23 protein-coding genes and 3 pseudogenes are annotated in these 24,135 nt (G+C 69.6%); 12 read left to right on the top strand and 14 right to left on the bottom strand.

The window, feature by feature from the left end:
* Positions 1 to 583 precede the first annotated feature (583 nt).
* Positions 584 to 2,086 carry a class I adenylate-forming enzyme family protein gene (locus ACFC8N_RS40385; RefSeq protein WP_376294258.1) on the top strand — a complete coding sequence of 501 codons (1,503 nt, stop codon included), beginning with the start codon at positions 584 to 586 and terminating at the stop codon, positions 2,084 to 2,086.
* 233 nt (positions 2,087 to 2,319) lie between these two features.
* Here ACFC8N_RS40385 and ACFC8N_RS40380 read toward each other — a convergent pair whose 3' ends face one another.
* Positions 2,320 to 2,553 (bottom strand): hypothetical protein, encoded by a 234-nt coding sequence (locus ACFC8N_RS40380; protein ID WP_376294255.1) that lies wholly within the window; start codon positions 2,551 to 2,553, stop codon positions 2,320 to 2,322.
* A 459-nt stretch (positions 2,554 to 3,012) separates the two neighbouring features.
* Between ACFC8N_RS40380 and ACFC8N_RS40375 the strand changes: the two genes are divergently transcribed.
* Entirely contained in the window at positions 3,013 to 3,393 is a 381-nt protein-coding gene (locus ACFC8N_RS40375) for a hypothetical protein (RefSeq protein ID WP_376294253.1), read from the top strand.
* An 18-nt stretch (positions 3,394 to 3,411) separates the two neighbouring features.
* On the opposite strand, the gene ACFC8N_RS40370 is transcribed toward ACFC8N_RS40375, so the two are convergent.
* Together ACFC8N_RS40370 and ACFC8N_RS40365 are read right to left on the bottom strand one after the other, a co-directional pair.
* Positions 3,412 to 3,723 carry a hypothetical protein gene (locus ACFC8N_RS40370; protein ID WP_362817550.1) on the bottom strand — a complete coding sequence of 104 codons (312 nt, stop codon included), beginning with the start codon at positions 3,721 to 3,723 and terminating at the stop codon, positions 3,412 to 3,414.
* Between the two features lie 21 nt (positions 3,724 to 3,744).
* Positions 3,745 to 4,050 carry a hypothetical protein gene (locus tag ACFC8N_RS40365; RefSeq protein WP_376294251.1) on the bottom strand — a complete coding sequence of 102 codons (306 nt, stop codon included), beginning with the start codon at positions 4,048 to 4,050 and terminating at the stop codon, positions 3,745 to 3,747.
* Positions 4,051 to 4,686: 636 nt separating this feature from the next.
* On the opposite strand from ACFC8N_RS40365, the gene ACFC8N_RS40360 reads away from it, so the two are divergent.
* Positions 4,687 to 5,454, top strand: a complete 768-nt coding sequence (locus tag ACFC8N_RS40360) for a nuclear transport factor 2 family protein (protein ID WP_376294250.1) — start codon at positions 4,687 to 4,689, stop codon at positions 5,452 to 5,454.
* A 315-nt stretch (positions 5,455 to 5,769) separates the two neighbouring features.
* Here the strand turns inward: ACFC8N_RS40360 and ACFC8N_RS40355 are convergent, their stop codons facing one another.
* Both ACFC8N_RS40355 and ACFC8N_RS40350 read right to left on the bottom strand, forming a co-directional pair.
* Entirely contained in the window at positions 5,770 to 5,931 is a 162-nt protein-coding gene (locus ACFC8N_RS40355; protein ID WP_362817547.1) for a hypothetical protein, read from the bottom strand.
* A complete protein-coding gene (locus tag ACFC8N_RS40350) occupies positions 5,928 to 6,161 on the bottom strand; it encodes a hypothetical protein (RefSeq protein WP_376294248.1) in 234 nt (77 codons plus the stop codon). The genes ACFC8N_RS40355 and ACFC8N_RS40350 overlap by 4 nt, the downstream gene beginning before the upstream one ends.
* A gap of 71 nt (positions 6,162 to 6,232) precedes the next feature.
* Here ACFC8N_RS40350 and ACFC8N_RS40345 point away from each other — a divergent pair, with 71 nt between their 5' ends.
* On the top strand, positions 6,233 to 6,877 hold the full coding sequence (locus ACFC8N_RS40345) for a TetR/AcrR family transcriptional regulator (protein WP_376294246.1): 645 nt from the start codon (positions 6,233 to 6,235) through the stop codon (positions 6,875 to 6,877).
* A gap of 17 nt (positions 6,878 to 6,894) precedes the next feature.
* On the opposite strand, the pseudogene ACFC8N_RS40340 reads toward ACFC8N_RS40345, so the two are convergent.
* Positions 6,895 to 7,119: pseudogene (locus tag ACFC8N_RS40340) on the bottom strand (IS256 family transposase); the annotation flags it as partial.
* A gap of 261 nt (positions 7,120 to 7,380) precedes the next feature.
* Here ACFC8N_RS40340 and ACFC8N_RS40335 point away from each other — a divergent pair.
* Both ACFC8N_RS40335 and ACFC8N_RS40330 read left to right on the top strand, forming a co-directional pair.
* Positions 7,381 to 7,587, top strand: coding sequence for a hypothetical protein (locus tag ACFC8N_RS40335; protein WP_376294244.1), 207 nt, complete (start codon positions 7,381 to 7,383; stop codon positions 7,585 to 7,587).
* A 151-nt stretch (positions 7,588 to 7,738) separates the two neighbouring features.
* Positions 7,739 to 7,978 (top strand): transposase domain-containing protein, encoded by a 240-nt coding sequence (locus ACFC8N_RS40330; protein ID WP_376294243.1) that lies wholly within the window; start codon positions 7,739 to 7,741, stop codon positions 7,976 to 7,978.
* A gap of 93 nt (positions 7,979 to 8,071) precedes the next feature.
* Here the strand turns inward: ACFC8N_RS40330 and ACFC8N_RS40325 are convergent, their stop codons facing one another.
* From ACFC8N_RS40325 to ACFC8N_RS40310, 4 genes are all read right to left on the bottom strand, one after another.
* Positions 8,072 to 8,965: a LysR substrate-binding domain-containing protein gene (locus ACFC8N_RS40325; RefSeq protein ID WP_362817539.1), complete on the bottom strand. Its 894-nt coding sequence runs from the start codon at positions 8,963 to 8,965 to the stop codon at positions 8,072 to 8,074.
* Positions 8,966 to 9,052: 87 nt separating this feature from the next.
* Entirely contained in the window at positions 9,053 to 9,940 is an 888-nt protein-coding gene (locus ACFC8N_RS40320) for an acyl-CoA dehydrogenase family protein (RefSeq protein WP_376294239.1), read from the bottom strand.
* Positions 9,937 to 11,070 (bottom strand): acyl-CoA dehydrogenase family protein, encoded by a 1,134-nt coding sequence (locus ACFC8N_RS40315; RefSeq protein WP_376294237.1) that lies wholly within the window; start codon positions 11,068 to 11,070, stop codon positions 9,937 to 9,939. Before ACFC8N_RS40315 ends, ACFC8N_RS40320 begins: the two co-directional genes overlap by 4 nt.
* Positions 11,071 to 11,074: 4 nt before the next feature.
* Positions 11,075 to 12,232, bottom strand: coding sequence for a CaiB/BaiF CoA transferase family protein (locus ACFC8N_RS40310; RefSeq protein ID WP_376294235.1), 1,158 nt, complete (start codon positions 12,230 to 12,232; stop codon positions 11,075 to 11,077).
* Positions 12,233 to 12,473: 241 nt separating this feature from the next.
* On the opposite strand from ACFC8N_RS40310, the gene ACFC8N_RS40305 reads away from it, so the two are divergent.
* Both ACFC8N_RS40305 and ACFC8N_RS40300 read left to right on the top strand, forming a co-directional pair.
* Positions 12,474 to 13,907 (top strand): CoA transferase, encoded by a 1,434-nt coding sequence (locus ACFC8N_RS40305; RefSeq protein ID WP_376294233.1) that lies wholly within the window; start codon positions 12,474 to 12,476, stop codon positions 13,905 to 13,907.
* Between the two features lie 15 nt (positions 13,908 to 13,922).
* Positions 13,923 to 14,567 (top strand): annotated as a pseudogene (locus ACFC8N_RS40300) (IS5 family transposase); the annotation flags it as partial.
* 206 nt (positions 14,568 to 14,773) lie between these two features.
* Here ACFC8N_RS40300 and ACFC8N_RS40295 read toward each other — a convergent pair.
* Positions 14,774 to 15,228: pseudogene (locus ACFC8N_RS40295) on the bottom strand (transposase family protein).
* A 315-nt stretch (positions 15,229 to 15,543) separates the two neighbouring features.
* Between ACFC8N_RS40295 and ACFC8N_RS40290 the strand changes: the two are divergent.
* Together ACFC8N_RS40290 and ACFC8N_RS40285 are read left to right on the top strand one after the other, a co-directional pair.
* On the top strand, positions 15,544 to 15,864 hold the full coding sequence (locus ACFC8N_RS40290; protein ID WP_069782265.1) for a PadR family transcriptional regulator: 321 nt from the start codon (positions 15,544 to 15,546) through the stop codon (positions 15,862 to 15,864).
* A complete protein-coding gene (locus ACFC8N_RS40285; protein ID WP_376294231.1) occupies positions 15,861 to 16,715 on the top strand; it encodes a hypothetical protein in 855 nt (284 codons plus the stop codon). Before ACFC8N_RS40290 ends, ACFC8N_RS40285 begins: the two co-directional genes overlap by 4 nt.
* A 427-nt stretch (positions 16,716 to 17,142) precedes the next feature.
* Here the strand turns inward: ACFC8N_RS40285 and ACFC8N_RS40280 are convergent, their stop codons facing one another.
* From ACFC8N_RS40280 to ACFC8N_RS40270, 3 genes are all read right to left on the bottom strand, one after another.
* A complete protein-coding gene (locus tag ACFC8N_RS40280) occupies positions 17,143 to 17,970 on the bottom strand; it encodes an ATP-grasp domain-containing protein (protein WP_376294276.1) in 828 nt (275 codons plus the stop codon).
* Positions 17,971 to 18,815: 845 nt separating this feature from the next.
* Positions 18,816 to 20,294 carry an alpha/beta hydrolase gene (locus tag ACFC8N_RS40275; protein ID WP_376294229.1) on the bottom strand — a complete coding sequence of 493 codons (1,479 nt, stop codon included), beginning with the start codon at positions 20,292 to 20,294 and terminating at the stop codon, positions 18,816 to 18,818.
* Between the two features lie 469 nt (positions 20,295 to 20,763).
* Entirely contained in the window at positions 20,764 to 21,618 is an 855-nt protein-coding gene (locus ACFC8N_RS40270) for a hypothetical protein (RefSeq protein WP_376294226.1), read from the bottom strand.
* Positions 21,619 to 21,759: 141 nt separating this feature from the next.
* On the opposite strand from ACFC8N_RS40270, the gene ACFC8N_RS40265 reads away from it, so the two are divergent.
* Entirely contained in the window at positions 21,760 to 22,842 is a 1,083-nt protein-coding gene (locus tag ACFC8N_RS40265; RefSeq protein ID WP_376294224.1) for an ISAs1 family transposase, read from the top strand.
* A 287-nt stretch (positions 22,843 to 23,129) separates the two neighbouring features.
* A complete protein-coding gene (locus ACFC8N_RS40260) occupies positions 23,130 to 24,038 on the top strand; it encodes a patatin-like phospholipase family protein (protein WP_376294221.1) in 909 nt (302 codons plus the stop codon).
* The last annotated feature ends 97 nt before the right edge of the window (positions 24,039 to 24,135 follow it).

Raw genomic sequence — 24,135 nt, 5'->3', positions numbered from 1 at the left:
CAGCAGGCATGGATCAACGACCCGGCCAAGCGCAGGGAACCCGCACCACAAACCTCATAGCGTCACGACCGTCTCACTGGACTTGAAATCTTCCGCTTCGGCTGTCACAGCAGCCGGGCAGAAGCTGGTTGGCAGTCCGGTCCCAGAGACGCCGGTGACGGCGGGGAGCGGCCCTGCAGCGATCGGATGCATCGGTGCTGCCAGACGATGCGGGCCCTACCAGCGGCACAAAAGGTGTACGAGAGGAACCAGTTCTATCGTCCCAAAAGCCCGGGCAGGCATAGGAGTTCGTGGCAGGTGGTGGCGACGGGCCCGGCTGGTCACTGGTGGGGGCGTGGCGTTCGAGGGCGGCGGTGGTTGCCACCGACATTCGCAAGGACGCCACCTCCATCCGGATCGGTATCGTTCAGACCAGGGTCACGAACTACGGCGCCCGCGGTGCGGGCAAGGTCCGTCGTTGTCCGGGTGTTGGTTCGCCGACCGATGTCTGCCGCCTGAAGTCCTCTACAGATCCCCGGGCGGTTCTTTCCGATGTGTGAAGCTGGTGGACAGTCTGTCCCCCTGGACTCGGGAGGTGGCGCGGTTGCCCGCCCAGTACGTCACCAGCCTGTTTGAGGCGTTCGACCGGTACGCGGACCGGCCTGCCATCGTCTTCCAGGGGACAGAGCTGTCCTTCGGCATGGTCAGGGACACGGCCTACCGGCTCGCCCGGGCCACGCACGACCTCGGCGTCCGGCGCGGGACGGGCATCGCGTGCGTGAGCGGCAACCGGCCGGAGGCGCTGCTGGTTCGCCTGGCCGCCCACGTCCTGGGGGCTCGGATCACCACGGTGGTGATTGCCCCCGACACCCACGCCCTGGCCCACATCCTGCGCGACTGCAATCCGGCACTGGTGGTGCACGACGGCCCGGTCCCCGCCGTCAAAACGCCCACCCTCCCTTTGACGGAACTGCTGGAGCGGGCCGGCTCCCAGAGCGCGGACCCCATGCCTGTGCACGCGGAAGACGACGACATCGCCCGGGTCATGTACACCAGCGGCACCACCGGCCTGCCCAAGGGCGTGGCGTCCCGGTTTAGCGCCCTGGGTGCGCGGACCGCGTGGGCCCGCAAGGACAGCGGCCTTGCCGAGCTGGTGTTCGTCTCGGCGACCTCGCTGGCGCAACGCGCCGGCGGACGCTGCCTGGAGCACCTCCTGTCGGGGCGGCGAGTGGAGATCATGCCGGAGTTCTCGCCCGAGGAGTTCGCCGCCGCGTGCCGCCGTGCCGAGGTCGCCGCGACCTACCTCACTCCGACCCAGATCTACCGGCTGCTCGAGCACCCCGACACCAGGGACGGCATCCGTGAGCTGGTGTCGATCAGCTACGGCAACTCCCGGATCCACCCGGAACGGCTCGCCGAAGCTCTCGGCCGTTTTCCCACCGCCGCGTTCCGCCAGGGCTACGGCACGAACGAGACCGGCGTGATCGCCCGGCTGACGCCCGACGACCATGCCGCCGCCCTGGACGGGAAACCGAGCCTGCTCGCCTCGGCTGGTCGTCCCGTGCCCGGCGTCGACGTCACGATCCGCGACCACGAACGCAAGCCGCTGCCGGCCAGCCGGGCCGGGGAGGTGTGGGTCCAGTCCCCGGCGATGATGGCCGGCTACTGGAACCGCCCCGACCTCGACGCCGAGGTCTTCGACGACGGCTGGCTGCGCACCGGTGACATCGGCCGCCTGGACGCCGACGGCTACCTGCACATCGTCGACCGTCTCAAGGACATGATCATCGTGGAGGGCCGCAACATCTACAGCGGCCCCATCGAGGCCGCCCTCACCCGTCACCCGGCCGTAGCCGAGGCTGCCGTCGTCGGCCGTGACAGCCCGACGACCGGCGAAGAGATCGTCGCGTTCCTCGTCCCCTCACCGGGCCACTCACCCCGCCAGGAGACGGCGGCCGAGGCGTGCCAGATGGTGGTGGATGCCCTTGCCCCGGCCCACCGACCGGCGATAGTGCGATGGCTGGCCGCGATGCCTCTGACGCCCACCGGCAAGACAGACAAGAACGCGCTGCGCCGCAACCTGGGAACGAAGGCTGGGCTGACATGATCCGCACGCATGGGCGGGTGAACAGGGCCGACCTCCACCACGCCGACCACGACGGACAGCACCGAGAACTCCTCCCAGCGCTCGGCGGCGCGGCTCCCGGGCCGATTCCCGACCGGCGAACGCAAGGACCAGATCTCTACCTTGGCCAGCATCTGCCGGGCACTCGCCGAGCTCGAAAAGGGCCAGGCGTTCCCCCGAAGTCGTCGCGGCGGCTCACGCCGACTGCAGCAGCGTCAGTCGTTGCTGTACTCGCCGGTGAACGCGGCCTCCTTCACACCGCCGAACGGGGCGCCGATGGTGCACTTGCCCGCGCCGCCGAACAGACTCGTCGAGAACGTGCCGCTGAAGCCGTGCCCCTTGAACAAGCCCTCGGTCACGTAGCCGGACACGGTCGCGTCGTTGAGGACGGTGCGGTCGATGGTCAGGTTGACGACGCTGCGCACCTGTAGCCGTCCGTGGTGCTCCACTCGATCGTTCCTGCGCACGCGCGGGGTCCAGGAGCTTGTGGCTGAGCCATCGCCAAGACGGGTCCTCAACACTCGCCAGCTCAACCCTCCGCATCGCCGCCGGGCGGACGCCGGTGAGCGAAAGGTAGTAGCCGACCTGCTCCTCGGCGTCGGCGACAGGAACGTCCGTCACGTACAGCAGGCGCCCGCGGCCGACCGTGCTGATGATCCTCGCGCCGAGCAACCGCTCCGGGTAGTAAGCCGCTCCGGCCCGGCGCTGAATCAGCCGCACGTCGCATTCCCTGCTCTCCACGCAGATCCGGTCCGAGTATCCGTAGTCCGTACCGCCGCGTCCCCTCTTCGCGCCGACAGCCGCACGAGCATCTGTGGCCGGGCGTCGTGAGCCCGCGGCCGGAACTGTGTCAACACCGTCGATGGACGGTGGTACCCACCCGGGAATCGCACTGAGAGGCCGACAGCATGCCCAAGATGCGCCCTGTTCCGATCCAGCAGATCCTTCAGCTCATCGACTTCCATGAGCAGCGCCCGCTCACCACGGCCAACCTCGTGGCGAGCGAGAACCTCCTGTCGCCCGCCGCCCGGGCCGCGCTCACCAGCGACCTGGGCCACCGCTACTGCATTCCGCCTCCCGGCCGGCGCCTCCCGGCCGTCTGGGACAATCCCAACCAGACGCCGCGCCACCTGGAGCATGCCGCCGAAGACCTGGCGTGCCAGGCTCTCAGTGCCCACGCCGCGGACGTGAGACCACTGTCGGGTAACAACGCACGTCTTACGGGACGACGTCGGGAGGGATTTGCGGATCGGGCAGCAGCCGGCACTGGGCGAGAAGGTCGTCGATGATGCTCATGGCCGGGGTGATCACTCCAGGGTGTCGGCGGGGAGCTGGAGGCCTTTCAGGGGCCCTCGGGCGTGGCGGTCCAGGCTGTGGGTCATGGCGGGCGTCAGCCCGACGATGCCGGGCACGGCGTCGGGGTGGACCTCGCACAGGTGGCGCAGGACGATGACGTCCATCTGGTCCTGGGGCAGCCGGGCAACCGCGTTGAAGAAGCGGGCCATCGTGTCGATATGGGCTATGCGCTCGGTCAGGTCGGTGATGCCGGCCGGGGCGGTGGTGCAGAACGCCGCGTGCCTCAGATCGGGGTGCCCGTCCCTCTGGTCCGCCCGTGCCATGACCCGCGAGCGCAGCATCTGTCAGGCGTGACGCGGGGTGTAGGGGCTTGCGGTCGCGGCGTCCCAGGTGAGCCACAGGAGATCGAAGGTCTCCCCGACCGCGCGGCGGGTGCGGTCCTCGGTCTGGAGGAAAGCCCCGGCGTAGGCGCTGCAGGGAGGGCGCATGGCCTGGGTAAAGCCGCGGTGGGCGACGGGCGGCCACTCAGGGCCCAGCGGCTGCACGGCGCGGATGCCGTTCTCGATCCAGATCGTGTTCTTCTCCGCCTCACGGGCGGCCACGGTCCACAGCCGGCGCAGCGGCCACGGTGGTAAGTCCAGGCCTTTCACCAGGCTGTAGGTGATCTCCCAGCCGGGGTAGTAGCCCTTGCCACGCAGGAGTTCCGACAGACGTGTCTTGAAGTAGCCGGAGCGGGGGACGAGTTCGTCGAGGGTCAGGCCTCTGGCAAGGAGCCGGCTGCGGATCGGTTCCAGCCACGTGCGGTGCGTGATGCCGATCTCTTCGCGGATCGGGGTCGGGATGTACGCGGCGGTGAGGCCCGCCCCGCCGCTGCCGATGACGGCGGTGCGTCGCAGGCCCTCGGTGGCACCTGCCCGCCCCGGCGTGCGCCGCTTGGTCTGCTGCAGCGCGCAGACACACGGGCTGAGTTCCGCAGCCGCCGGTAGGCCGTGTACTGCTTGCGCTGGACCCGAGTGACGCCGTCCCCCAGACCGAGCAGCACCACCTCGACCGTCTTGGCCAGCTCCACCCGAGCGCCGCCCTTGCTGCCGGCAGGCGGCCCTGGCCCTGTTGTCAGGGACCGACCTTCGGTCTGAGAGGGCGAGCACAGGCCTGGTTGCGGCGTCTTGTCGGCAGGAGGAGCGTCGTAAGGAGAAACACCAAGGCGAGGGATCGGCCGCCGGAGACGCCCGAGAGCCGCCGACGCCTGAGATCGGAAGGACTGCCGGAATCAGAGGTGGCAGCGAATGAGTACTACGCAAAGCAGTCCGATGTTCGACATCGAAACGCTGCGCCGCGGGATTGAGGATCGTGACGCCTCGGCCCTGCGGGGCCTGTACGCGGAGGATGCGCGGGTGACCATGGTGGATCATCGCGACCAGCCGAGTCACCCGCATGAGATCGCCGGCACGGCCGCAATCGGCGAGTTCCTCGAGGACGTGTGCAGCCGGGACATGGAGCATCGCCTGGGGCAGGTCGTGGTCTCCGCCGATGGTAGCCACGCGGCGTACCTGGAGCAGTGCCGGTACCCGGACGGTACGAAGGTTCTGTCGACCTCGATGCTGGACCTGCGGCACGGGCGGATCACCACGCAGACGAGCTTGCAGGCATGGGACGAGGAGACCCAGGGTGCGGAGACGCAGGAGGCGACTGCGCCGGCGCGGCCCGAGCACCTGGATTTCTCGGCCCCGGACGAGGTCCGCACCTTCCCCAACGGTCGTGCGGAGATCATCAACGTGGGCGGCGGTGCGGTCGGCCGCTTGGTGCTGGAGCCGGGCTGGCGCTGGTCGAAGGACGTCAAACCCGTGGCCGGCACGGAGTGGTGCGAGGCTCCGCACTTCCAGTACCACGTGTCCGGGACGATCCGCATCCGCATGGCCGACGGGACCGAGTTCGACGCGAAGCCGGGTGACCTCACCGTGCTGCCCTCCGGCCACGACGCCTGGGTGGTCAGCGACGAGCCGGTCGTGGTCGTGGACTGGCAGGGCGCGGTCCACTACGGGGAGAAAATCTGAGACTGTGCGCCCGCTGTCGGCACCCTCTCTCCGGAAACAGGGTGCTCAACCACGGGAGTAGCCGACATAACCGGGGATTTCGCGCGGTGCTGCTCCCATGACCCGTTCGGTCGTGGGAGCACCGCCCAGTGTTCGCACGAGCCCAATCCACGCAGGTCACAGCTCCCCTGCAGAAGAGCTGCACCCATCCTCCAGGACGGCATGGACGACCTGCCCGAAGGGCTTCAGGACCGCACCGGCGGCGAACTCAACTGGCGGATCACCGCCGCCTGCTGGAGGAATAGTCCATAGCTGTGGATCGGTTGGTGTCGTCGGTCAGTCGAGCCGCTTCTTTGAACGCCCGGCCCTCCGCCAGATCACCGTCATCCCAAGCGCCAGAATGCCCAGGGCTGCGACCACGATGACGACCTTGATCGCGCGGTCCAGCAGCAGGTGGTGAAGGAGTTCCGACGACTCCGCTCCGAGGCTGTTCATCATCGGCCATCCTGTCGCCGCGACCAGGACGCCCCGTTCTTCCCGCCCTCAAGCCGTCGGGCAGCAGCACGCAGGCCGGCCTTCACTACGGGGTCTGCATACTGTCGTACGTCGTCGAGTCTGCCCTTGCGCTTGAGAGTCACAGCGATGGCGAAGACCAGCAGCGCCAGCACCACCAGACCGCCCACGACCACGCCGAACCTGATGAGCATGAGATTGAGATACGTCTCCACGAAGAAGCCTCCACCCGTTGTATCACGTCTGTGATACAACCGTTGTATCACAGCCGTGATAGAAAGGCTGCATGCCCAAGCACGTAGACCCGGACGCTCGCCGTCGCCTCGTCGTCGACGCGCTGTTCCGAGTCGTCGTCCGTGAAGGTCTGCATCGCACCTCGCTGCGAGCCGTCGCCGACGAAGCCCAGCTCAACATCGGCTCCCTGCGCCACTACTTCGCCAGCCAGCAGGACCTGATGCGCTTTGCGATGCAGTCGATGCTCGACCGGGCCAGCAGTCGTCTGCTCGAACACGTCGAGCGAATCGGAGACCTGGAAGGCCACCCCCGCCCCGAACAACTCCAGCTCGCAGCCGGGTTCCTGGCCGAGCTACTGCCGCTCGACGAGCAACGCCGCGCCGAGGTCACCGTCTTCCTGGACTTCAACACCGCTGCCCGCACCAACCCGGCCTTCGGCGACCTGTCACGCCAAGCCGCCGAAGGCACGAGATGGCTGATGCGCCGCGTGCTCACCCGGCTGGACGCAGCGGGCACCCTGCGCCCTGGCCTCGACCTCGACCTTGAGTCCGAGCGGCTCACGGCGCTCCTGGACGGGCTCAGCCTCAGCGCCGTCCTGCACCCCGAGATCCTGAACCCGCGGGCATGCGTGGATGTGCTGCTCGCGCACCTGGGCGATCTGTCACTGATCGTTGGAACTCCGGGCTCGGCGCACTGACCGCAGCACCCGGTGAGTCAGGCTGCGTGAGCCTTGGGGCGCTCGACGAGGTGTCCGCGTTCGAACCGGGCTCCGGCGCGGACGAGGGCGACGAGGTGGGGTGCGTTCACCGCTCGCCACCGCTGCTGAGCGGACTCAACGAGTTTGGAGACCAAGGCGAGGGCGGCGACCGCGCTGCCGACGCCCTCGGTGACCTTCGTGCGCAGACGGACGGTGGCGAACGTGGACTCGATGGGATTCGTACCAGGTATGAAATCTGTGGGCGCCGCTGTCTGCGTCCTGGTGACCGGACTTCGGCCCGGTTGCACGGTGCGACCGTCAGGACAAGGGGCGCCCGGGGAATCAGCATGGGCAGGCCGATCTTGAACGATGGGCTGTGAGCCCGCCTTAGTAGATGGCCGCCCCTGCGACTTGCCTGGCTGCGTCGTGAGCGCGATTCCGTAGGTGTCGTTTCGCCCAGCTGATCCCCGTACCAGGTTCATGTCGAGACATGGAGACGGATGATGGGACGGTTCATCGGGTTGGATATTCACCGCGACTTCGCTCAGGTCGCGGTGGTCGAGGACGGACGCGTCACGGACTGGGGCCGGGTGGGGTGCCGGACGGAGGCGCTGCGGGAGTTCGCCGCACAGCTGCGTCCGGACGACCAGGTGGCGCTGGAGGCGACCGGGAATGCGAGCGCAGTGGCCGTGCTTTTTCGTTCGCCATAGCGGGAGATGGGCGACTTCACCGTGCGGGTGCTGACGCGGGGACGGCGTGGAGGCGCCAACGCGGACAGGACTCTGCGGACGATCGCCCCGATGTCCTGCTCGGTGACCTCCTGCGCGCAAACCAGGAGGGCGTGATTCGGCTGCCTCCACCATGGCCCGGCGGAGCAGCTGGTACGGTCCAGCAGCGGCTGCGGGATCTTCCCTCGGGGTTGGCGTGCGCTTCCTGCTCGCGATGTGTCTGTTCCCCGAGGTCGGATACCGCCGGGTCTGGGACAAGATGACCTGGGCGTTCCCCGGCCTCCGGCATGCACCCAGCACGAAGGGCCTTCGCGATCTGAGCCGGCGCGTGGGCTGTGCTCCGGCGACATCTTTGTTCGCAGAAAGGGCGTGAGAAACTACCCGGCCTTGGAGAAACCTCACAACGCTTCTGCCCCCTCGTCACGACCGCAGAGTGAACCATGCCCCGATTTGCGTGAGCCAGCGGCTAACCTGCGAGCGAGGCGGCTGCGAGGGCCAGCAGCGAGCGTACGGCCGGGTCGGCGCCGGGCCGGTGCAGGGCCGCGATGGTGGTGGTGAGTTCGGGAGCCTCGTCAGTGAGCGGGAGGAAGCGCACGCCCGGGAAGGAGAGCGCGGCGGTGTGCTCGGGGGCGAGGGTGACGCACAGGCCGGAGGCGGCGTAGCTGAGCAGGCCCGGCAGGTCGTCGGCGTGCGCACGGACGGTGGGGACGAAGCCCGCGCGGTCACAGGCCAGTAGCACGCGCTGGGCCAGTTGCAGGAGTGGCCCGTCGCCGGCGAGGGCGAAGGACTCCTCGCGCAGGTCGGCGAGGGAGAGGCGGTTGGCCCCGGCGAGATGGTGAGCTGCGGGCAGGGCGGCGGCGAGGCGTTCCTCGGTGAGCCGGTGGACGGTCAAGTCGTCGTCGAACGTGGGCTGGCGTACCAGCGCGAGGTCCACGGTGCCGCTGCGGACGAGCTCGATCAGCGCGGCGGTGGATCCCTGCCGCAGGTGCAGGCGCAGGCCCGGCAGTTGCTCGGCGGCGTCGGCGAGCAGGCGCGGCAGGTGCCAGTGGCCAAGGCTGTTGACGAAGCCGACGCGCAGCTCGCCCTCCTCGCCGGAGGCGATCCGGCGGGCGCGGGCGAGGGCGGACTCCTGCGCCTCCAGTATCCGTCGGGCGTCGGCCGCGAAGGCCTCACCGGCGGGGGTGAGGCTGACGCCCTGACTGCTCCGGTCGAGCAGACGGGTGCCGATGATCCTCTCCAGGCGCTGGACCGCCTGACTGAGGGGGGGCTGACTCATCATCAAACGGCTTGCCGCGCGGCCGAAGTGCTTCTCCTCGGCCAGTACGGTGAACTGTTCCAGCAGGCGGGGCGTGAGATCCATGAGGTGAGCGTAGATCGGGTGGTGGGTGGGCAGGCGGCGGAAGTACGGACCCCGGCCCGGTCGGCCGGGGTCCGGGTGACGCGTGGATCAGACGGCGAGCAGCGCCCAGACGTCGTCCGCGGCGAGCGCCTCGCGGCCCAGCCGGGTGGCCCAGTACGACTCGTCGCCCTCCTCGTCGCGCCAGGACCACAACCGGGTGGTGGCGAACCGTAGTTCGCCGAGTTCGGTGAAGCCGATGGCGCCGTGCAGCTGGTGGGCGATGCGGGCGATCTCGGCGACCGAGGCGGAGGCTTGCGCCTTGGCGGCAGCCACGCCGACCAGCGACAGCTCGCGGGCGGCGGCGTCCACCGCGGCGCGGATCAGTGCGGACTCCTCGATCAGGCGAGCCTCCTCCTGCTTGACGGCCTGGAAGCGGCTGAGCGGGCGGCCGAACTGGGTGCGGGTGGTGGTGTGCCGGACGGTCAGCTCGACGCAGCGCTCGGCGGCGCCCGCGATCAGCGCGGCGCGGGCGAGAGCGGCGCGGAGTCCGGCCTCGGCGAGCTCGCCCGGGGCGAGGGGGCGGACGTCGGCGGCGGACACCGCGTAGTCGTGCAGGTGGAGGGTGTCGCGGGGCTCGCCGGCGAGGTTGGTGCCGGGGACGACGGTGGTACGGGCCGGGTCGACCGGGAACAGTACGGGCCCGCCCGGACCCTCGGTCAGTACGATGACGGTGGACGTGGCGCCGTACGGCACCCGGGGCAGCGTGCCCGAGACGCGCAGGGCGGCGTCCTCGCCCGAGGTGCCGGCCGGGCCGACCCGGGTGACGGCAGGGTGGGCGTACGCGAGGGTGAGGCCGTCGGCTAGCGCGACAGTCAGCGAGGCCTCAGGGAGCGTGAGTTCGAGGTGCCCGAGCACGGCCTCGCCGAACGGGCCGGGCTCAGCGAGGCGGCCCGCCTCACGCAGGGCGGTGACGCGGGTGGCAAGGGTGGTGGTCATGACTGCTGCTCCAGACCGCGGGTGATGATGCCGCGAAGAATCTCGTTGGTGCCGCCGCGCAGGGTGTAGCCGGGGCTGTGCAGCAGCGCGTAGGCGAGGTGGTGGGGGTACGACCCGGGTGTGGCCCCGGTATCGGCGGTGACAGGCAGGATGCGCCGTACCTCGTGGACGAGTTCGCCCTCCAGGCGCGTGCCCAGGTCCTTGACCAGCGCGGCCTGCACGTCGGCCGGGCGGCCCGCGTCCAGCGCGTCGGCGACGCCCAGCGAGAGCTGCCGTACCGCGAAGACCCGGGCGAGCAGGGCGCCGAGCCGGGCCTGCTGGTCGGGGGTAGCTGCGCTCCGGCGCAGCTCGCGGGTCAGCGAGATCAGCAGCGGGAAGGTGGAGAGGTAACGCTCGGGCCCGCTGCGTTCGAAGGCCAGCTCGCCGGTGACCTGTTTCCAGCCGTCGCCCTCCTGGCCGAGCAGCATGCCGTCGGGGACCTCGACGCCGTCGAGGTGGAACCAGTTGAAGGTGTGCTCGCCGGTGAGCAGGTGGATCGGCTCGGTGCGTACGCCGGGGGCGCGCAGGTCCACGATGAACTGGCCGAGCCCCTGGTGCCGGTCCTCGTGCTCACTGGTACGGGCCAGCACGATCGCGTAGTCGTTGACGTGCGCGCCGCCGGTCCATTTCTTCGTACCCGTCAGCCGCCAGCCGCCCGGCACGCGCTCGGCGCGGGTCTGCACATTGGCCAGGTCGGAGCCGGCCTCCTGCTCGCTCATGCCGATGGAGAAGAAGCAGCGCCCGGCGGCGATGGCGGGCAGGAACCGCTGCTTCTGCTCCTCGGTGCCGTGGGTCAGGATCGAGGGTCCGGCCTGGCGGTCGGCGACCCAGTGCGCGGAGACGGGAGCCCCGGCGGCGAGCAACTCCTCGATCACGACGACGCGGGCGGCGAATCCGCGCCCGCCGCCCCCGTACTCGGGCGGCAGCGCCATGCCGACCCAGCCGCGCCCGGCGAGCCGGCGGCTGAACTCCGGGTCCCAGCCGGTCAGCCAGGAGTCGGGGCGGCCGAGCACGGTGCCGCGGGCGCGCTCCTCGGCGAGGAAGTCCCGCACCTGCCGGCGCAGTTGCAGGGTGTCGGTGGTCGTGGTCATGGAACTACTCCTTGTTCAGCAGGGCGGGGTCGAAACCGGCCTCGCGGAGCACTTCGTCGGTGTGCTCGCCGAGGGCGGGGCAGGGGCGCACGGTCGGTGCGGGGTCGGCGGAGTAGCGCACCGGACGGGCGATCGAGCGGTACCTGCCTTCGGTGGGGTGCTCGGCCTCGGCCAGCAGGCCGCCCTCGCGGGCGTAGGCGGTGGCGACAGCCGACTCCAGGCTGTGCACGGGCGAGGCGGGGACGCCGGCACTGTCGCAGAACTCCTGCCACTCGGCGGAGGTGCGAGTCACCGTCATCTCGTCCAGCACCGGGTACATCTCGTCGGCGTTGCGGGCCCGCAGCGCGCGGTCGGCGAACCGCGGATCGGCGGCGAACTCGGGGCGGCCGGCGAAGGTGCAGAAGTCCCGCCAGTTGCGGTCGCTGTGCGGCAGGATGCACATCCAGCCGTCCGCTGTACGCTGCGCCCGCCGGGTGCGGCTGAGCGAGCGCGGCGCGCCGAACTCGCCTTCCATGACCGCCCCGGCCAGGTGTTCGACCAGATTGAAGGCGAGCATGGTGTCGGCCATCGGCACCTCGATGTGCTGACCGCTGCCGCCGCGCTCGCGGTGCAGCAGGGCGGCGAGTACGGACTGGCTGATCTGCAGTCCGCAGATCTTGTCGGCGATCAGGCTGGGCACGAACCGCGGTTCGCCGCCCGCCCGCTGGTTGAGCCACACCAGCCCGGAGACCGCCTGGATGATGTCGTCGTACGCGGCGTGGGTGCCGAGCGCGGAGTCCGCGCGGAAGCCCTGTGCGTTGACGTACACCAAGTGGGGGTTAACGGCCCGCAGCTCCTCGTACCCGAGCCGGAGCCGGGCCAGGGCCTGCGGGCGGACGTTGGTGAGGAACACGTCCGCCGTACGGATCAGGGCGACCAGCGCGTCGCGGCCGTTCGGCGCCTTGAGGTCGATGACCGCACTGCGCTTGTTGCGGTTGAGATTGAAGCCGGCGCCGCCCATTCCGGGGTGGCGGGCCGGTGGGTAGTGGCGGGTCATGTCTCCGCCGGGGGGCTCGACCTTGATGATGTCCGCGCCCAGGTCGCCGAGCTGCTGGCCGGCGTACGGAACCATGATCACGCTGCCCAGTTCGACGACACGGACCCCGGAGAGCATTCCATTCATAGCATTCCTTTCACGGTAGTCATTTCGGCCGTTGCGACGCCTTCCAGGAAAGTCCCGCACCTCAGGTCGCGTCCAATACCGACTGACCGGGAAGCCGATAGGGAACCGGATATGACAGCAGGTCAGACCAGCTATATAGGGCATCACATATCGCCGCCCGCTGCCATTGGTATTGGACGCCCGCAAATTCCCGCTGCTGTCATGGAAATACCAACCCGGCCACTACGGAAGGACGAGGGCCATGACCGAGAGCGCGACCGAGACCACGACCTCCTACGACGCACTGCAGGGCCTCTACCACCAGCTCGGCATCACCGGTGAGGAGGCCGGCGGGAAGGTGACCATCACCGGCGCCGACCCGCTGACCCCCTCCGTGCACCGCATCGGCGAAGCCTGCGCCGCCGCTCTCGCGGCGCTCGGCACCGAGGCATCGGCGCTGTGGCGGGAGAGGGGCGGGGACGTCCAGGACGTGACGGTCTCCGCCGAGTCCGCGATCCACCAGCTGATGGCGGTCTTCCTCACGCGGGTGAGCGGCGTGCCCGTGAGCGAGCTGGGCGAGGACCCCAACCTGTTGGGAAACAGCGACTTCTACCGCGCCGGCGACGGCCGCTACATCTATGTGCTGCTCTCCTACCCGGAGTTGCGCGACATCGCCTGCGAGGTGCTGGACTGCCCGCCCGACCGGCAGCGCATGGCGGACGCGATCGCCCACTGGGACGCTTTCGAGCTTGAGGAGGCGATCTGCTCGCGCGGCGGCACCGCGGTCGCCGTACGCACGCAGCAGGAGTGGCGAGCCCACCCGCAGGGGCAACTGCTGGACGGCCAGCCGCTGATCCACCTGGACAAGGCGGGTGAGAGCGCGCCCGAGCCCTTCCCGGCCGCCGGGGAGCTGCCGCCGGCCCTGCCGCTGACCGGGCTGCGAGTGCTGGACAACTCGCACGTCATCGCGGGCCCGATGGCCTCGCGGATCTCCGCCGAGCTGGGCGCCGACGTACTGCACGTCTCCTCGCCCACGCACCCCGACCCCAACGGGATGATCATCGAGACCGGCATCGGCAAGCGCGCCGCCTTCTGTGACCTGCTCGACCCCGTGCAGGCCGCGGCCTTCCGGCGGGTGCTCGCCGAGGCGGACGTGTATGTCAGCAACTACCTCAACCTGGACACCAAGGGGTTCGGACCCCAGGCCCTGTTCGAGCAGCGGCCCGGTCTGGTGGTGCTGGACTACCACGGCTGGGGCATGACCGGCCCCTGGTCGCGGCGCGGCGGCTTCGACCAACTCGCCTGTGCGGCCAGCGGGTTCTCCGCCGAGGAGGGCTCCTTCGACGGTCCGCGGCTGCCGCCGACCTACCTCCTCAACGACTACCTCGCGGCGATCCTCGGCGCGGCCGGGGTGATCGAGGCGCTGCGCCGCCGGGCGAGCGAGGGCGGCAGCTGGCGGGTGCACGTCGACCTGGCCAAGGTCTGCATGTGGGTGCAGGACCTCGGACTGTTCCCACGGGCCGACGTCGCCGCGTTGCCCGCCCCCGACCTGATGCGCGCCACCGGTGAACTGGCCACCGTTCACGGGCCGTTCGGCGAAGTCAGCTACCTGCCCACGCGCATCGCGTACTCGACCCTGCGCCCGCACCTCGACCGTTCCGCCGAGCCGCTCGGCGCCTCCCCCCTGGCCTGGTGACCCCGATGGACCTCGCTGTCGCCTGTGGTAGAGCGGCATGCCCGGTATCCGTGGCGCAAGCGGCTGGATGACCGGCGGGTGCCCAGCGGGATCCTTTTCGTCCTGTACACGGGGCCCCTGGAAGTTCCTTCCGCAGGAGCTGGGACACGGCTCAGGGAGTACGTGCTGGCGCAGGCTGCGTGACTGGCATGAGGCCGGGGTGTGGCAGGCCTCGCACGAGTTGCTGCTCGCCGAGTTACGGCCGGCCGGCAAACCGGACTTCTCCCGGGCCGCAGTGGACGGCTCGCGCCTGCGGGCGATGAAGGGCGGCGCGAAGACCGGGCCGTCTCCGGTGGACCGGGGCAGGACCGGCAGAAGCACCACGTGATCACCGAGGCGCACGGCATCCCGCTCGCCGCCACCCTGACCGGCGGCAACCGCCATGCCGTCACCCAGCTCATGCCCCTGGTCAACGCCGTACCACCGGTCAAGGGCAACCGCGGGTGCCCCCGCCGACGCCCCGGCGCGCTGTACGCCGACCGCGGCTATGACTACGACATCCACCGCCGCGACCTGCGCGGACTGGGCATCCGCCCGGTCATCGCCCGCCGGGGTACCGATCACGGCTCAGGACTCGGCGTCCACCGCTGGGTCGTCGAAGCCTGGCGCCGCCTGAAGACCGCCCTTGACCAGAGCCCGTCCGGCGGGACTTGCGGCCGGTGGCCCTGGGTCCGTGGCGCTGCCGTAGTCTCCGTGGTCATGTTCGAGTGGTGGCATGTGCTGGCGGACGACGAACGGCAGCAATGGACTCTGGATCCGTTCGTGGGTGTGGGGCCGCCGGCGTTCGGTATGGGTCCCGACGAGACGTCGCAGGCACTGAAGCTTTCTCATCCTGATCGCCGGGCGGTCTCGATGGTGTGAACGGCGGCGACGGTCCGGTTGATCCGGTTCGGGCTGCAGCGGGCCTTGCGGAAGATCCACCATCGCTTTGAACGCGCGAAGACTCGCTCGCCGGGTGCCCGCAGCTGGGCGTGGTCCCCGTTGAACTGGGCGTACTTCTCGGGTAGGTCGCGGCCATAGTAGGGGGTGCGGACCTTTGCGCCGGCCCCGCGGTTCGCGCGGTCGGCGAGCACCAGGATCTGCCTGGTCAGGCACGCTTGGATCACTCCGTTAGCGCGAGCGGCCGTGAGGTCGTGGATCCGCCCGGGCAGAGCAGGTGCACCAGCACGAGGGCGGCCTGCTGGAAGCAGCTCAGTCGCCGCCAGCGCGAGCGCAGTTCACGCCTTCGGGCGCAGATGAGCCAGGAGACGTACTCGACTACCTCATGCGGGATGTCGAGCATGGCTCGATGCGGGACCAACCGGGCTCCTGCATCCGGGCGTTGATGAGTGAGATCACCAGCCGAACGACCAGGAGCCCTGCCACGTCACGTACCCCCACCAGGCCTGCGCCATCAGCCCCGAGTCTCAGGACGAGAAGGGTTTCACTGAGGCGGCACGCCGGGGGCCAGGTGGATCTGCCGCTGGTCAGCGCGGCCTCCACGGTGGGCGGGGGGTAGCGAGATTCATCGCGCCCGGGTCTTGCCGGATTCGACTAATACTACGTACGACGCAGTATCGTATAACGTAGTAGCCGCTAGGGATGAAGGAGGTGCCTGATGCCGCGTCAACGGGACCGCGTCGGATGGGCCGAACCCGCGTTGCTGATCCTGGCCAGCCTGGCCGACGGCCCCAAGCACGGCTACGCGATCACCAAGGATGTCGAGGAGCAGACGTCCATCAGGCTGGGGCCGGGCACGCTGTATGCCGCCATCGCGCGGCTGGAGGAAAGCGGCCTGGTCGCGCCGCTGGACGAGGACGAGCGCCGGCGGCCCTACCGCATCACCGCGGAAGGCCAGACCGTGCTCGACGACAGGCTCCGGGCGATGGCCCGCTTCGCACGCACCGGACTGACCCGGCTGGGGGTGGCAAACGCGTGATCAACATGGCGGCCCGGGTGGCCTTGCGGGCATACCCTCCCTCGTTCCGGGAGCGCTACGGTCGCGAACTAGAAGCACTGGTCGAGGACACCGGCGCCGGCCCTCGCGCCGTCGCGGACCTCCTTGTCGGCGCGCTGCGGGCATGGCTTCACCCGGTGATGCCCGAAGAGTCCGCCGAACGGCGCCGCCGCCGCATGCAGGCAAGCGTCGCCACCACCTGGGTCACCTGGTGTGCCGCACTGTATGCCCTGCCGATGCTGCACTTCGTCCTGTCCGAGGAACCCGGGCTGGCTCCGGACCTGGTGTGGCGACTGCTCGACGTTGCGCAGTACGCCATGTACGGCACTGGGCTCATCCTGTTGGCCGGCGGTCTCGCCCTGCTCGCGGAAACCTCCAGAACCGGCAACCGGACCGCGTGGCGCCCGCTGGTGGTTCTCCTCCCGACGCTGCCCACATGGCTGATCGCGCCGCTGCTCCTGGCGTTCGCCTCCATCGACCCGATCGACCGGATCTCCTATCTGATCGGGGCCTTGGCGGTACTTGGGCCTGCAGCGTTCCTCATCACCATGGCGGTGACACCGGCCGTCGTCGTCACCCGGTGCCGGCCATCTGTCAAGGTCCTGCGGCTGCTTGCCCTGTCCGGGGTTGCCGTGGCACTCGCCGTAACGACGACAGCCATCGCCTGCGCCGCAGCATTGACCATGAATACCGTTTACGCAGCCCATCTGGTGACGATGCCCATACTCGCCGTCACCACTGCCGCTTCCACAGCAGCCCTGGTCAGCTCCGGTCGCGGAGCCAAGGCCGCACTCCATAAGGAGCATCCGGTGGATCTCGGCGGTGACGTGTGAGTGACGCTGCGATGCTCCCGCTCCAGGGCGCCATTGTCAGGGACCTGACGCTTTCCGGGTAAGCATCTGACCAACGCGAGACCAACAGGGCTCCTGCGTCCGGGAGTTGATGAGTGAGATCATCAACCGAACGACCAGGAGCCCTGCCGCGTCACGAACCCCAACCGGGCGGCGGAAGACGCCACCTCGCCTGGCACGGTACCGGTCCAGACGACCAGAAGGCCCTCATCACGGCCCTCGTACCCGCCGAGCAGTTCCACCGCAGCACAACGGAACACCTCAAGCGCGCCCGCCACCAGTTCCCAGGAAAGCCCCGTAGGCCGCGAGTGGCGAGTTCTGCTCATCGAGGGCGCTGCGAGGAAGCGGCGGACCGTGCGCCGCCCGCTGCAGGTATGCCGCAAGCAGTAGACGCCGCATTGCCGGCATTTCAGCCGGCCAGGTGAGCGTCCTCGATGTTCTGGCAGAACGGGCGGTCTCGCTCGGCTATCTGTGTCCGCGGACCGGCTGAGCGCAGGACGACGTCCAGGACCCGGTCAGGATCCGCGGCATAGCAATTGCTGAACCACGCCATGTTCGCCTCGACCACCGCCCACTGGTCGGCGGCGCCGTGCTCAGGTGTGGCCAGGAGTCCGATGTCCACCACCACCGCGCTGGGCAGGCCACCGCCGCTCGTGGCCAGGAGATCGTCCGCGAACTCCAGGACAGCGTCCTCATACCGGTGCCCGTCCAACCGCTCAGTCTCGAGACGGCCGAAGGTGGCGTACTGCGAACCCGTGCGGACCTCGCCGTCCAGGAGGTACAGGCGAAACTCCGCTGCCCAGGTCACCACGTCGCTGATCTGTACCGGCACGTCCAGTGACAGCTCAGGCCCCGTCGGGAGGCAACTCCCGCTGGCGTAGACGGCGGCCGGGAAGCTTTTGTCACTGGGTGGCTTGACGAACGCCGGCCGGGACAGACTGCGCGCCTCGCCCAGCGTCGCCATGGCGATCCGCCGTCCCGTGTACTCGTAGGGCAGTGTGGCCAGCCAGTCGTCAGACGGCTCCAAGAGCGCGACGTCAAGGGCATCCACGACGCGTGCCGCAAAAGCGGGGCCGCCATAGCAGTGACCACCACGCCTCTCCGTGGCTGTGCCCGCACCACCGTGGGCGGGAAGTACTTCTACATCCATCCCCCGCCGATACGCCGACGTCGAGAGCAGTTCGGAAGTCGTGGTGTACTGCGGCGTCAACGCCAGGAAACCGTGCTCAGTCACGATCGCTGACGATGCCACCGGTTCGGCCGCACCGTCCACAGCATTCGGGCCCACGCCTCGGGGTCAACCAGCCGACCAGCACACTCAGTCGCGCACGGTCGTACCCGAAGCGGTCATCACCGGCAGGCAGTGTCAGTCCCGTGTGGACGATCACGCTAGTGGTTCTGGCCGCGATGCCGTGAATCCCCAGGTCATGGCCCGAGTGCGGGAACGTTTCTCGTGGGGATTGCCCAGATATGAGGGTTGTGGGGGTCGAGGATGTGCTGTTTCCCGGGATCGATGTGCGTGTCACGGCGGTCTGTGTCGCCGCAGAGGGGGTGGTCGTCGAGGCGTCGGCCTGCGGCTGGACGCCATCTTGTCCGGACTGTGGTTGTCCAGGGCGTCGCATCCACTCTCGCTGGACACGCCGGCTGGCTGAACGCCCGGTGGTGAGCCTGCGATTGGTGATCTCGTTGCAGGTGCGCCGGTTCTGGCACGGGTGCAGCCGACCGGCGATCGCGAGCAGCGCGGCGCCGGCCGCTGCTCCTGCGCTGAAGCTGCGACGATCCAGCCGAAGCCGGAAGAGCCTCGGCCGCGCTCGGCGTTGAGGAGCACCATGCCAACGTCGAGGATGCCGATGAGCCCGAGTTCGCAGATGGCGTCGGCGGCGACGAGCGGGCCGATGAGTTGGTGGCGCCGGATGTAGCGCAACCCGTCGAGCAGGTGCCGCCGCGCGATGCCGGGCCCCGGCCGCTCCGCGTCCCCCGACCCGAGGGACCGCATCCGTACCGTCAGCAGGAGCGGCAGGGACAGCGCGCAGAGCGCTCCGGCGGCGGGGAAGGCGGACTCGGCGCTGCGGCAGCGTGCGCTCACTCGCAGTAGACGTCCGCCCCGGGCTGCCGGCCGGTGGCCAGGAACCGCGACACCGTCTCGTCTCCGCAGGCGTTGCCGTTGGCCAGGTAGGCCTCGTGACCGGTGGAGTTGACGGTGACCATGACGGCACGGCGGCCCAGGGCGGTACGGAGCTTGAGGGCGCCGCTCAGTGGGGTCGCCACATCGCGCTCGTTCTGGACAAGCATGATCCGGCCGACCGGTCCGCGGTCGGTGATCCGCACCGGCGCATGTTCCGGCCGCCACGGCCAGGCGGCGCAGACCATTGCGTTGCGAGGCATGCCCGCGGTCAGGGGGTACTTGGCGCGGCTCTCGTCAACGGCCTTCTGGTAAAGAGTGGTTGACCGGTCCCAGGCGACGTCGTTGCAAATGGTGGCGGCGGCCACGCCGGTGAGGTTCTGCAGCACGGTGTCCGGGGGCGACTGTGGTGCGGGCGGGACCGTGCCCTCGCGCGCAGCCAGGATCAGCTGAGCCAGACCGGGGTAGTCGTCGGGGTCGTAGAAGCTGTTCAGCATGGTCTGGCGCAGGACGTTGCCGTTCAGCTCGGCCGGGTTGGCGCCGGGCCATGGGATCGGGGCGCGGTCCAGGCGGGCGGCGAGGCGGAGGAAGAGCGGGCGCACCTCGGCGGCCGTGCCGGCCAGCCGGTACGGATTGCGTGGCGCGGACGCCCACTTGGCGAACACGGGGAAGTTGTCCTCGGCGCCCACCTCGAACGCGGCGAGCCAGGCGCGCTCCGCCCTGACCGGGTCGGGGTTGCCGTTGCTGTCGAGGACGACGCGGTTGGTGCGCTGCGGGAACAGCTGGGCGTAGACCGCGCCGACGTATGTCCCGTACGAGACGCCCCACGCCGACAGACGGCGCTCGCCCAGCGCGGCCCGGATACGGTCGACGTCACGGGCGTTGTCTACCGTGCTGATGTGTCGTATCAACGCGCCGCCGTTGCGGGCGCACGCGTCCGCCATGCGCCGGGCGGTGGCCATGTTCCCGGTGACCGATCCGTCGGCGTCGGGCCAGGGCCGCAGCGCCGTCAAGGCGAGGTCGCCGTGGTCGACCCCGCAGTCAACCGCGGTGGACGGCGCGTTGCCGCGCGGCGCGAACCCGATCAGGTCGTACTGGTCCCGCACGGCCTGAGGAAGCTTCTGCCCCTTGCTGGACGGTTCGTCGAGGCTGTCGCCGCCCGGCCCGCCGGGGATGAGCAGCAGGGCTCCTCGGCGCGCCGACGCCTTCTCGCTGCGGATACGCAAGAGCGCCAGGTCGATCTTCGGACCGTTCGGGTCGGCGTAGTCCATCGGCACTGCGAGGGTCGCGCACTCCTGTCGGGGGTCGAGGCCAGTGCCCTCACACCTGGCCCAGTGCAGCGGGCCGTCGACACTGGCTGAGGCCCTGACCGGAGCGGTCAGGACAAGGAGGACGGCGGTGGCGGCGAGGAGTGAGGCGTTGCGGATGCTCTTCGTCATGGCCAGAGCCTCGCTGATCTCCATCGGCCCTCCCATCCGGTCAGCATCCGTGCTTCCAGGGGGCCTGGCCCCACCCCCTCAGCTCGGGTTCGTCATACGTCCCGGCGGTCCACGGAGAGGATCTGTGAGCATCACCAGGACTCGACGCGCACTGCGCAAAGGACGGCGGTCGCTTAGTAGTCCAGCAGCACACCAAACTGATCAGCCCAGGCCAGAACACCTGCCTTTGATCAAAAACACCGCTCCTGGACACGAGCAGCTGTCCGCGATCGGGATGCGCTGGACGTAGGCCGGTAGGAACGAGCGGCGGGGGTGGACCTGCAGGGGATCCGGGTGGCGCGGTGGGTTCGGTCACCCGGATCCGCCCGCGGTGTGGGGCAGGTGGTGGGAGGGTTACTTCGGGGAAACGAGCATGTGCTCGGTGCCGAAGGTGGCTCCGGTGTGTGTACATGGTGGTCTCGCCGTCGGATCAGCGGACGAGCAGGTCGTCCGGCCAGCCGTTGGAGTCGTAGCTGCCCGCCGTCATCACCGAGTCGCGGGACCAGATGCTGCCGGCCGGAGCCATCTGGATCTCCGTGCCGGTGCCGCCGGGGCCGGTGTCCTGGAACTGGGAGACATGTCCGTCGGACCAGCGCACCAGGGTGTCCCAGTTGTTGCCGCCGGTGAAGTCACCCGCAGTCACCAAAGTGGCGTCCTTCCAGGCACTCTTCGGCTTCTCCAGCTGGTGTTCGGTGCCGAAACCCTTGTCGCTGACGGCGGTGCAGTCGGTGACTTCGCCGTCGCTCCAGCACACCAGCAGGTCGCTGACGTACGTCGCGGTGCCGAAGCTGCCCCCGGTGATCTGATCGGCATGGCTCCAGATGGCACCGGCGTCGGCCAGTTTGATCCCGCCGTCCAGACCCTTGGTGCCGACGTCGGGGAAGAGCCTGACCTCACCGGAGTCGAACACCACCAGCAGGTCCGAGCCGCTGCCGCCGGCGAAGTCCCCACCGGTCATGGACTTGGCGTTCTGGAAGATGCCGTGGCGTGCAGCCAGTTGGCGCTCGCCGGTGAAGCCGCCGTTGCCGTCGCCGGTGTACAGGGTGACCTCGCCGTCGGTCCAGACCACGATCAGGTCGCCCTTGCCGTCGCCGGTGTACTCCCCCGAGGCCAGCAGCTTGGCATGGGACCAGGTCTCACCGCCGCCCATGGAGTACGGCAGCGGCGGCTGCTCGTAGGTGCTGCCGTGCTGGGGGACCTGGTTGCAGGGCTTCGGCGTAGTCGGGTGACGTCCGGTTCGTAGCGGTGTGTCGGGTGGGGGCAGATCAGGAACGGAAGCAGGCACGGTCTCCAAGATCATGGAGCTGTCAACGCCCCGTGATCCAACTGGAAGACCGTGCCTGCCCGCGTAACAGCTCCGATCCCACCTGTTCTTGGCCGGCTCCGTGATCAGCAGCAGGCCGGCTCTGGGGAGATTTTGGGCCCGTTGGAACGGCTGGCCGAGGTGCCGGACCCGCGCGATCCGCGCGGTGTACGGCACGGCCCGGCCATCGTCCTGGCTCTGACCGCATGCGCGGTGCTGGCCGGGGCGACCTCGCTGCTGGCAGCGGGCGAGTGGATCGCCGACACGCCAGCTCACGTGCTCGGGCAGCTCGGCGTCCGCCCCGACCCGGTGCTGCCCGCGCGGCAACTGCCCTCGGAGTCCGCTGTGCGCCGGCTGCTGGCCCGAATCGACGGCGACGCCCTGCACCGGGCGGTTGCGCATTGGCTCGCGGACCGTCACCCAAAGCCGTCCGGACTGCGCGCGCTGTCCGTGGACGGCAAGAGCCTGCGGGGCGCCGCGAAAGCGGGCGGGCGGAAGATTCATCTGCTCGTCGCCCTAGAACACACCACCGGCCTGGTCCTGGCCCGGCTCGACGTCGGCGACAAGACCATCGAGATCACCCGCTTTCGGCCACTGCTGGAGACCGTCGCCGACCTGGCCGGCATGGTCGTCACCGCCGACGCCCTGCGCACCCAGCGCGAGCATGCCGCCTATCTGCTTGGGCGGCAGGCCCACTACATCGTGATCGTCAGGGGCAACACGAGGGAGCTCCGCAAGCAGCTCAAGTCCCTTCCCTGGAAGGACATCCCGCTGCAGGGGCGGACCCACGGCGTCGGCCACGGCCGCTCGGAGATCCGCCGGATCAAGGTCTGCACCGTGAACAACCCGCTGTTCCCCGGAGCTCAGCAGGCCATCCAGATCAAGAGGCGGCGCACCGACCGCAAGACCACGGTCAAGACCGTCTACGCAGTCACCAGTCTCTCGGCCGAGCAGGCCTCGCCCGCCCGGCTCGCGCAACTGGTCAAGGAACACTGGCAGGTCGAGGCCCTGCACCACGTCCGCGACACCACCTTCGCCGAGGACGCCTCCCAGTTGCGGACCCGCAACGCACCCCGCGCCATGGCCACCTGCCGCAACCTCGCCATCGGTGCCCTGAAACTCGCCGGGGCCGTCAGCGTCGCCGCCGGCCTCCGGCGCAACGCCCGCGACCCCCGCCGCCCACTTGCACTCCTCGGCCTCGGATGATCACAAACCGGACGTCATCTGACCTACGCTGAAGTCCTGGGCCGGTGTGGTGGTGTCGATTGCACGCCGCTTCTTCGGCGTGTTACCGTCGTTCCGATCGTGATCTAGCAGCAGGAGGTGAGCACCATGACCGCAGTGTCCGTAATTGGGTGCTCCCCTGCAGCCCACGATCGCGCGGCTTAGGTAGTCGCCACCGGGAGTGCTCGCCAGGCAATTCGCGAAAGGCGACTCCCATGCACATTGATTCTTTCTCAAGCGTGCCCCCCACTTCGACGATCGACGCCACCGTGCGGGTGCGCGCCGCTGGTGAGCGGGCGGTAGTCCTCGGTGGTGGCGGGGCGGCAGGCAATGCGTGGTTGATCGGCGTGATCGCCGGTCTGTTCGAGGCCGGGTTGGATGTGACCCAGGCTGATCTGATCATCGGGACTTCGGCCGGATCGACGGCCGCCGCCCAGGTGACGGCTGTGTCTCCGACCGAGCTACTCTGCGCCGTCCTGGCCACTGCGCCCCAGCACCGGCCCGGTCCGGCCGGATCCGGCGGTGGGCGTCCTCCGATCGGGCCGGCCGCAGGCCACATGGAGCGGACAGCCGCCATCATCGGCGCCGCCGAGGATGCGGCCGACATGCGCCGCCGGATGGGTGCGGCGGCGCTCGAAGCGGATGCGGCGTCGGACGGCTCCGCGCAGGCCCGGTGGCGGGCCACCGTCGCGGGTCGGCTGCCCAGCCAGGACTGGCCGGAGCGAACGGTGGGGATCGTGGCTGTCGACGCCCACACCGGTGAGCCGGTCCTGTTCGACCGCCACAGTGGCGTCGACCTGGCGGACGCCGTCGCCGCCAGCTGTGCCAACGGCTTCGGTGTCCCTCCCTACGCCATCGGCGACAACCGGTACATCGACGGCGGCTACCGGCGCAACGAGAACGCTGATCTCGCGGCCGGATACGGGCGGGTGCTGGTGCTGTCGCCCCTGGGCGGCAGGACACGGCACCCGCTGGAGTGGGGCATGCAGCTCGACGCGCAGGCGGAGGAACTGCGCGCAGGCGGCAGCAGGGTTGAATGCATCCTGCCGGACGACGAGTCCCGCAACGTCTACTTCGGCACCAACCTGATGGATCTGTCGACCCGTCAGCCCGCCGCTCGGGCCGGTTATAACCAGGGCCTGCCCCTGGCCCGTCAACTCGCCGAGTTCTGGGGCTGACGCACGCCGAGACGGCGTTGCCGGGACGGAAGTCCCGGCCACGCCCCGGTGTGTGCGGGGCGGTCCGGGGGTGGGCGGGGCCGCGGCCGCGCTGACG

Source organism: Streptomyces sp. NPDC055966, assembly GCF_042269865.1.
In the GTDB taxonomy this organism is placed as follows: domain Bacteria; phylum Actinomycetota; class Actinomycetes; order Streptomycetales; family Streptomycetaceae; genus Streptomyces.
The sequence above is the reverse complement of the archived record's forward strand: the minus strand, read 5'-3'. Positions and strand labels throughout refer to the sequence as shown.

Excerpts from the sequence above, each read along its gene's own strand:
- ACFC8N_RS40375 (WP_376294253.1), top strand. The coding sequence starts at position 3,013 with ATGCCCAAGATGCGCCCTGTTCCGATCCAGCAGATCCTTCAGCTCATC.
- ACFC8N_RS40290 (WP_069782265.1), top strand. The coding sequence starts at position 15,544 with ATGCCGCGTCAACGGGACCGCGTCGGATGGGCCGAACCCGCGTTGCTG.
- ACFC8N_RS40330 (WP_376294243.1), top strand. The coding sequence starts at position 7,739 with ATGGCCCGGCGGAGCAGCTGGTACGGTCCAGCAGCGGCTGCGGGATCT.
- ACFC8N_RS40335 (WP_376294244.1), top strand. The coding sequence starts at position 7,381 with ATGGGACGGTTCATCGGGTTGGATATTCACCGCGACTTCGCTCAGGTC.
- ACFC8N_RS40275 (WP_376294229.1), bottom strand. The coding sequence starts at position 20,294 with ATGACGAAGAGCATCCGCAACGCCTCACTCCTCGCCGCCACCGCCGTC.
- ACFC8N_RS40345 (WP_376294246.1), top strand. The coding sequence starts at position 6,233 with ATGCCCAAGCACGTAGACCCGGACGCTCGCCGTCGCCTCGTCGTCGAC.
- ACFC8N_RS40325 (WP_362817539.1), bottom strand. The coding sequence starts at position 8,965 with ATGGATCTCACGCCCCGCCTGCTGGAACAGTTCACCGTACTGGCCGAG.
- ACFC8N_RS40310 (WP_376294235.1), bottom strand. The coding sequence starts at position 12,232 with ATGAATGGAATGCTCTCCGGGGTCCGTGTCGTCGAACTGGGCAGCGTG.
- ACFC8N_RS40320 (WP_376294239.1), bottom strand. The coding sequence starts at position 9,940 with ATGACCACCACCCTTGCCACCCGCGTCACCGCCCTGCGTGAGGCGGGC.
- ACFC8N_RS40360 (WP_376294250.1), top strand. The coding sequence starts at position 4,687 with ATGAGTACTACGCAAAGCAGTCCGATGTTCGACATCGAAACGCTGCGC.
- ACFC8N_RS40305 (WP_376294233.1), top strand. The coding sequence starts at position 12,474 with ATGACCGAGAGCGCGACCGAGACCACGACCTCCTACGACGCACTGCAG.
- ACFC8N_RS40315 (WP_376294237.1), bottom strand. The coding sequence starts at position 11,070 with ATGACCACGACCACCGACACCCTGCAACTGCGCCGGCAGGTGCGGGAC.
- ACFC8N_RS40355 (WP_362817547.1), bottom strand. The coding sequence starts at position 5,931 with ATGATGAACAGCCTCGGAGCGGAGTCGTCGGAACTCCTTCACCACCTG.
- ACFC8N_RS40370 (WP_362817550.1), bottom strand. The coding sequence starts at position 3,723 with ATGGCACGGGCGGACCAGAGGGACGGGCACCCCGATCTGAGGCACGCG.